The organism is Corallococcus sp. bb12-1, from assembly GCF_026626765.1.
GTDB classification, from domain to species: domain Bacteria; phylum Myxococcota; class Myxococcia; order Myxococcales; family Myxococcaceae; genus Corallococcus; species Corallococcus terminator.
Genome location: NZ_JAPNJZ010000007.1, coordinates 535070 through 541885 on the forward strand (window position 1 = coordinate 535070; position 6816 = coordinate 541885).

At 70.4% G+C, this 6816-nt stretch carries 8 protein-coding genes; 2 read left to right on the top strand and 6 right to left on the bottom strand.

The features are described 5' to 3' along the window. Nucleotides 1-42: 42 nt before the first annotated feature. Nucleotides 43-1092, bottom strand: coding sequence for an NAD(P)-dependent alcohol dehydrogenase (locus tag OV208_RS12840; protein ID WP_267574118.1), 1050 nt, complete (start codon nt 1090-1092; stop codon nt 43-45). 148 nt (nt 1093-1240) lie between these two features. Between OV208_RS12840 and OV208_RS12845 the strand changes: the two genes are divergently transcribed. Further along, nucleotides 1241-1744: a DUF1579 domain-containing protein gene (locus tag OV208_RS12845; protein ID WP_267574119.1), complete on the top strand. Its 504-nt coding sequence runs from the start codon at nt 1241-1243 to the stop codon at nt 1742-1744. A gap of 160 nt (nt 1745-1904) precedes the next feature. Further along, nucleotides 1905-2183: a hypothetical protein gene (locus tag OV208_RS12850; RefSeq protein WP_267574120.1), complete on the top strand. Its 279-nt coding sequence runs from the start codon at nt 1905-1907 to the stop codon at nt 2181-2183. Between the two features lie 36 nt (nt 2184-2219). Here the strand turns inward: OV208_RS12850 and OV208_RS12855 are convergent, their stop codons facing one another. The 5 genes from OV208_RS12855 to OV208_RS12875 form a co-directional block, all read right to left on the bottom strand. Continuing rightward, the gene (locus tag OV208_RS12855; RefSeq protein ID WP_267574121.1) at nt 2220-2786 is read right to left on the bottom strand and encodes a class I SAM-dependent methyltransferase; all 567 of its coding nucleotides are present in this window, start codon (nt 2784-2786) and stop codon (nt 2220-2222) included. Between the two features lie 10 nt (nt 2787-2796). Beyond that, nucleotides 2797-3606, bottom strand: a complete 810-nt coding sequence (locus tag OV208_RS12860) for an isocitrate lyase/PEP mutase family protein (protein WP_267574122.1) — start codon at nt 3604-3606, stop codon at nt 2797-2799. A 38-nt stretch (nt 3607-3644) separates the two neighbouring features. Then, the gene (ogt, locus tag OV208_RS12865) at nt 3645-4175 is read right to left on the bottom strand and encodes a methylated-DNA--[protein]-cysteine S-methyltransferase (protein ID WP_267574123.1); all 531 of its coding nucleotides are present in this window, start codon (nt 4173-4175) and stop codon (nt 3645-3647) included. Beyond that, the gene (locus tag OV208_RS12870) at nt 4147-5682 is read right to left on the bottom strand and encodes a DNA-3-methyladenine glycosylase 2 family protein (RefSeq protein WP_267574124.1); all 1536 of its coding nucleotides are present in this window, start codon (nt 5680-5682) and stop codon (nt 4147-4149) included. The genes ogt and OV208_RS12870 overlap by 29 nt, the downstream gene beginning before the upstream one ends. A gap of 93 nt (nt 5683-5775) precedes the next feature. Then, entirely contained in the window at nt 5776-6675 is a 900-nt protein-coding gene (locus OV208_RS12875) for an ACP S-malonyltransferase (protein WP_267574125.1), read from the bottom strand. Nucleotides 6676-6816 lie beyond the last annotated feature (141 nt).

The window sequence follows — 6816 nt, forward strand, 5'->3', positions numbered from 1 at the left end:
GAGCCCCGGTGCGCCTGCCCCGGGGCCCGCGATGCACCGGCCTTAAGCCTGCTTCAGGCTCGCGATGTCGATGACGAAGCGGTAGCGCACGTCGCCCTTGATCATGCGCTCGTAGGCCTCGTTGATCTTCTGGATGGGGATGACCTCCACGTCGGAGGCGACCTGGTGCTTCGCGCAGAAGTCGAGCATCTCCTGCGTCTCGCGGATGCCGCCGATGAGCGACCCGCCCAGCTTGCGCCGCTTCATGACGAGCGGGAAGGCGGCGAGCGGCGTGGGGGCCTCGGGCACGCCGACGAGGATCATCGTCCCGTCCAGCTTCAGCAGGCCCAGGTACGCGTTGTAGTCATGCGGCGCGGAGACGGTGTCGAGGATGAGGTCGAACTGGTTCGCCAGCGCCTTGAAGGTCTTCTTGTCCGACGTGGCGGCGAAGTGCGTGGCGCCCAGCGCCAGGGCGTCGTCGCGCTTGGAGGGGGAGGTGCTGAGCACCGTCACCTCGGCGCCCATCGCCTTGCCCAGCTTCACGCCCATGTGGCCCAGGCCGCCCAGGCCCACAACGGCCAGCTTGCCGCCGGGCTTCAGGCCGTAGTGGCGCAGGGGTGAATACGTGGTGATGCCCGCGCACAGGAGCGGCGCGGCGCGCTCCAGGGGGATGCCCTCCGGGATGCGCAGCACGTACTTGGAGTCCACGGTGATGCGGGTGGAGTAGCCGCCGTAGGTGGGCGTCCCGTCCCTCTGCCGGCCGTTGTAGGTGCTCACCATGCCGCGCTCGCAGTACTGCTCGTCTCCCTGGAGGCAGGGAGGGCACTCGCGGCACGAGTCCACGAAGCAGCCCACGCCCACGCTGTCCCCGACCTTGAAGTCGGTGACGGCGCTGCCGACCTGGGACACCTTCCCGACGATTTCGTGCCCCGGCACCATGGGGAAAATGGCGCCGCCCCATTCGTCGCGGGCCTGGTGGATGTCGGAGTGGCACACCCCGCAGTACTGGATGTCGATGAGCACGTCCTGGGGGCGCGGCTCGCGGCGCTCCAGGGTGAAGGGACCGAGCGCGGCCTTGGCGCTCGATGCGGAATAGGCGTGGGTGGTCGGCAAGAAGGACTCCGGGAGAAGGACGAAGCTGGGCGTGTCCGGGACGGCCTGGACGCGACGCGCGAAGCTAATGGAGCGGCGCTGTCCCCGCTGGGGAAAGCGCGGGAGTTGTGGACCCGGAAGGGGGGTGTCCGGGAGACTGGCCGGCACCATGAGCCAGGATCGTCTGCAACAGTCCCAGTCCCCCGGTGGTCCCCATCACTTCCTCTCCCGCCTGGTGGGCGGCTGGGAAGGCGTCGCCCGCACGTGGTTCGAACCGGACAAGGTGGAGGATGAGTCCCCCATCACGGGCACCTTCCGGAGCGTGCTCGACGGCCGCTTCGTGGTGCACGAGTACACGTCCTCGATGGGCGGCAAGCCGCTGTCGGGCATCGCCACCCTGGGCCACCACCTGGACTTGCGGCAGTTCACCATGTCGTGGGTGGACACCTTCCACGTGGGCTCCGACATCATGCCGCTGCTGGGGGAGGCCGGGGTCAGCGACAAGTTCTCCGTGTCCGGCACCTACTTCGCGGGAGACGATGCGCCGCGCTGGGGGTGGCGCGTGGACATCGATCAGCCCTCGCCCGACGCGCTCGTCATCACGCACTTCAACATCCAGCCCGGTGAGGCGCCGCAGAAGGCCATCGAGATCCAGTACCGCCGACGGGCCTGAGGAGCCCCGAGCATGACGCACGTCGACTGGTGGATGGTTGACAGATAAGGCGGGTATCACTGCTAATGCGGCTTATTCTTGGAAGATTGCATTCGGCATGTTATGTCTTCACATGCCGCGCATCTCGCCGGCGTTCTCCCTGAGAAGACACCCCATGCAAATGAAGACCCTTTTCGTCAGTCTCGCGTTCGGCTCCCTCCTGGCCGCCTGTGGTGGGATGGAGACGGAGGGAATGGTCGAAGAGACGCCGAGCCTGGCCACCACGGAGCAGAATCTCTGTGAAGGGTGGGACAACGGCGCGAACCGGTGCACGTTCAAGTGTACCTCTGGCAGCGGGTGGCTCTGGTATGCCCCGGGCCAGATTGCCTATGGGCAGTGCCAGGCCGCGGCCGATGCCTACTGTGGGCGCTCTGCCTACGGCGCCTGCTGGAGCTTCTAACTCCCCCGAGGGGGGCGGCGAGTCCGCGCCTGTCTGTCATTGACGAGGACTCCGCACGAGGACGCATGCTTCATGACGGCCTGCGTCCGTCCAGCCCTCGGAGGATGAGAGGGTTTCGAACTCCTGGAGGAGCGTGGGCAGCTCTCCATCCTCCAGGAGGAAGCGGGCGGACGGGTGTGGATGCCGTTGCAGGTTGCTCCGCGTGGGCTGGGCGAAGACGAACAGCCCGCCCGGCGTGAGCACCCGGGGCAGCGCGGCGAAGAGCGGCCGCCAGAGGTAGTTCAGGCACACGACGAGGTCGAACGGGCCGGGAGGCAGCGGATCCACCTCCAGGTCCAGGCGCGCGAGCTGGAGAGGCCATCCCTCCGCTCGCGCGAGCGCACCCGCTTGTTCCAGCGCCACGTCGGAGAGGTCCACCAGGGTGACGTCCAGCCCGCGCTTCGCGAGCCAGCGTGCGTCATGTCCCTGTCCCCCGGCCAGGTCGAGCGCCCGGCCCGTGGTGGGCAGCCGGTCCGCGAGCGAGCGCAGGAAGTCCGACGGCTCCCGCTGCTCGGGGGCCCGTTGGTAGCGGTCGTTCCAGCGCTGGCGATCGTCCTGGGACATGGGGCCTCGGTCAGCGTCGGGTCATCAGTCCGTTGAGGGACGGGTAGCTGGAGGCTTCCTCGAACAGGGCCGCGGAGTGGCCCTCGCGCAGGAAGGCGGTGGCGAGCGCGCCCGCGCGGCCCCAGAGGGCTTGCGCGATGGCGGAGCCCGCGCTCAGGCGCCGCACGCCCAGCCGTTGCAACTCTGGGACGCTGGGAAGGTCGGGCCGGGCCATGGCATTCACCGGCAGCCGCGTGCCGCGCGTGAGGGCCTCAAGGTCCGCCGCGTTCGTGGCGCCGGGAACGAAGAGGCCGTCCGCGCCGGCCTGCTGGTAGCGGGCGGCCCGGGCCAGGGTCTCCTCCACGCGGCGCTCGGGCGGGACGAGCCCGCGCAGGAAGACATCCGTGCGCGCATTGACGAAGACGTCCAAGCCTCGCTGGGCACTGGCCCGCTTCACGTGCTCAATCTTCGCCGCGAGCAGCTCCGGCGGTCCGCTCCCGTCCTCCAGGTTGATGCCCACGGCGCCCTCGGACAGCAGCCGGGCCACGTTCTCCCCGACGGTGGCCGGGTCGTCCGAGTAGCCGCCTTCCGCGTCCACGGTGAGGGGCACGCGGATGACCCCGGTGATGGCCTGCACCGTGGCGACGAGCCGGTCGATGGGGAGCACGTCGCCGTCGGGGTAGCCGAGCGCCCAGGCAATCCCGGCGCTGGTGGTGGCGATGGCGCGGGCGCCCAGGCTCTCGAACAGCCGGGCGCTGCCGGCATCCCAGACATTGGGCAGGAGGAGCAGTTCGCTGCCCTGGTGCAGCGCGCGGAAGGTGCTGGCGGTGGTGTCTGGCATGAGCAGGCTCTCAGTGGTGATGGGAGGGATTGAAGGGGTCAGGCCCTGGGGGCGTGGGTCTGTTCGTGGTCCAGCAGCCAGCGCTTGCGCTCGATTCCTCCGGCATAGCCTGTCAGCGAGGCATTGGCACCCACGACGCGGTGGCAGGGCACGACGATGCCCACGGGGTTGGCGCCATTGGCCGCGCCCACGGCGCGCACCGCCCTGGGCCGACCAATGCGTTCGGCGAGCCGGGCGTAGGTGGTGGTGGTGCCGGCGGGGATGTCCCGCAGGGCGCGCCAGACCTCGCGCTGGAAGGCAGTGCCAGCGGTCGCCACGGGCAGGGCGTTGATGGCGCTGATATCCCCGCGCAGGTAGGCCTGGAGGGCGGAGGTGCGGCCGGAGGGGTCCTTCATGGGCTCCAGGACGCAGCCGTCCTCGCCATAGTGCAAGCGCAGGAGCCGGTGCATGCGGGCCTCGTAGCCTTCCCAGTCCAGGGCGCGCAGCTGACCGGCCTCATCGCAGACGATGAGCATGGGTCCGGTGGGCGTGGGGGTGGAATCAATGAAGAAGCGCTGGCGGGGCTTCATGGGTGTCTCGCGAGGAAGGGGTTCGGGTCCGGCCAGCGTCGGCGGCCCAGAGGTGTTGGGCGGCATAGGCGCGCCAGGGGCTCCAGGACTCGGCGCGCTGGAGCAGGGCTTCGGGGGTGGGTCGCTGGCCGTCGGCCCCGGTCGCGGCGCGGAGGAGGGCGACGTCGGAGGCGGGAAAGGCGTCGGTCTCCCGGACGGCGCGCAGGGCGATGTACTGGGCGGTCCATTCGCCAATGCCGGGCAGGCGCGTGAAGCGGGCGACGGTGTCCGCCAGCGAGGGGCCGGGCTGGAAGAGGGTGGGGTCCGCCATGGCCGCCGCCGCGAGACTGGAGATCGTGCGGGCCCGTGCGGCCGGCATGCCCAGGCAGGTGAGGTCCGCGGTGGCGAGGACCTGGGGGAGGGGAAAGGCGCGCTGGAGGCGGGCGTCCCCGGTGGACTCCGGGCCCAGGGGCTCCCCGAAGGTCGCGAGGAGCCGGTTGCCCAGGCCGCGTGCCGCTGCGACCGTGACCTGCTGGCCCAGGATGGCGCGGACCGCCAGCTCGAAACCGTCCCAGCCGCCGGGGGCGCGCAGGCCGGGGCGGGCGGCGATGAGGGGCGCGAGCAGCGGGTCTCGTGACAGGTGCGCGTGGATGGCGTCCACGTCCGCGCCCACGTCGAAGACGCGGCGGATCCGCGCGATGACCGGCGGCAGCATCCTCACGTCGCTGACGCGCAGGGTGGCGCGCAGTCCGTCCAGCCCCTTCGCGGGCGCGATCTCCACGGAGCCGCGACCGAGCGCATGGACCACGGTGCGCAGGTAGCGCCCGGGTTCGACAAGCTCCAGGCCGGTGAGCGCGCGGGCCTCCAGATGGGCCACCATCGAGGCCCAGTCATAGGGCGGCCGGTAGGGGATGAAGAGGGTGACGACGGGCACCGTGGAGGCGGCGGGGGTGACGGGCGAGCGGGTGCGGCGCAGGGCTCCGGGGGGACGCTGGTAGAGGGCCTGGAAGACGGCGTTGAAGCGCCGGACGCTGCCGAAGCCGGAGGCCAGGGCGACTTCGGCCATGGACAGGTGCGTTTCGTGGAGGAGCTGGCGGGCGAAGAGGACGCGGCGCGTCTGCGCCACGGCGACGGGCGAGGCGCCCAGGTGTTGCTGGAACAGCCGCCGCAGTTGGCGGTCGCCAACGCCCAGCCGGGCCGCCAGCGCTTCGACGTCGCCGTCGTCGGCGTCGAGCAGCCCGTCGGCGATGAGGGCCAGGGCGCGGGAGACGGTGACGGAGGTGCCGCGCCAGGGGGCGAGCGTGGGGGACGTCTCGGGCCGGCAGCGAAGGCACGGGCGGAAGCCCGCCTCCTGGGCCGCGGCGGCGGTGGGATAGAAGGCGCAGTTCTCGAAGCGGGGCGCGCGCGCCGGGCAGACGGGGCGGCAGTAGATGCGCGTCGTCCTCACCGCCGTGAAGAAGCGCCCGTCGAAGCGGGCGTCCCGCGTCGTCAGCGCGCGGTAACAAGCGGCGGGGTCCAGGCCGTTCATGGGATGAAGTTCCCACGCCGGGCCCTGGCTGTCTGGCCGTTTTCGGACGTGGACGTGGGGCGCCTGACGAAAGGGCGCTTCAGCCCCGCGCCGTCACGGGGCGAGCTGCGTCGTGGAAGTCCGCAGGGAGGGCTCCGTGCGCCTCGCCAGGGAGGAGACGACCTTGCTGTCGCCCACCTCCAGCACCTGGGTGATTCCCATGCCCACGAGCGACTGGACACACTGCATCCAGAGGACCGGGGCGACGAGCTGATCCACCATGGACCGGCGGATGCAGACCAGTGTCTTCACGGTCCGGGCCGTGGTGTTGAGGACCACCGGATACCGGGGCATGCGAAGCGGGATGCTGGCCACCACCGCGCGCCACTCTTCCAGAATCCGACCCATGAGCGGGGAATGGAAGGCCTGGCTGACCTGGAGCCGCACGCACTCCCTGGCGCCCGCGGGCAGGGCGCGCTGCTGGAAGCGCTCCAGGGCTGCTGGGCTTCCCGACAGGACGAACTGGCCCGGGCTGTTGTGGAGGGCCACCACGAGCACGTCGTCCCGCTTCACCGCCTCACAGAGTTCCTGGACGCGCGGCGCATCGAGCCCCATGACCGCGAGCATCCCCCCGGGCTCCGTGACACGGGCCATCAGCTCTCCGCGCTTGCGGACCGCCCGGACCGCCGCCGCGAGCGTCAGGCTGCGGGCCGCGACCAGGGCCGAGAACTCCCCCACGCTGTGTCCCGCGACCGCGGCGGGGTGGAGCCCCTGCTCCTCCAGCATGGCCAGACATGCGACACTGCATGTGACAATGGCAGGCTGGGCATTCTCCGTGGCTGTGAGCCTTTCCAACGGCCCTTCCAGGCACAGCCGGGTGAGATCCATCCCCACGGCTTCGGAGGCTTCTTCGAACACCCGCCGCGCGGCCCGGGAACGCTCGAGCTGCTGCTGGCCCATGCCGACCCGTTGGGAGCCTTGTCCTGGAAAAATCCACGCTGAAACGTCGTTCATGCTCAAGTCGGTCCAGTCCTGCTGGGTAGTGACCTACCTCACTCCCCGTAAATACCGGACCTTGCGGGACTCGTACAATATGTGTAGAATGATACGGTGTCCATGCATCAGCCGTGACGGAGCGTGAAGGTGGGGCGCAGG

What these genes read in the sequence shown, in the direction of transcription:
- OV208_RS12845 (WP_267574119.1), top strand. Translation starts at nt 1,241, where the DNA reads ATGAGCCAGGATCGTCTGCAACAGTCCCAGTCCCCCGGTGGTCCCCAT.
- OV208_RS12850 (WP_267574120.1), top strand. Translation starts at nt 1,905, where the DNA reads ATGAAGACCCTTTTCGTCAGTCTCGCGTTCGGCTCCCTCCTGGCCGCC.
- OV208_RS12855 (WP_267574121.1), bottom strand. Translation starts at nt 2,786, where the DNA reads ATGTCCCAGGACGATCGCCAGCGCTGGAACGACCGCTACCAACGGGCC.
- OV208_RS12860 (WP_267574122.1), bottom strand. Translation starts at nt 3,606, where the DNA reads ATGCCAGACACCACCGCCAGCACCTTCCGCGCGCTGCACCAGGGCAGC.
- ogt (WP_267574123.1), bottom strand. Translation starts at nt 4,175, where the DNA reads ATGAAGCCCCGCCAGCGCTTCTTCATTGATTCCACCCCCACGCCCACC.
- OV208_RS12870 (WP_267574124.1), bottom strand. Translation starts at nt 5,682, where the DNA reads ATGAACGGCCTGGACCCCGCCGCTTGTTACCGCGCGCTGACGACGCGG.
- OV208_RS12875 (WP_267574125.1), bottom strand. Translation starts at nt 6,675, where the DNA reads ATGAACGACGTTTCAGCGTGGATTTTTCCAGGACAAGGCTCCCAACGG.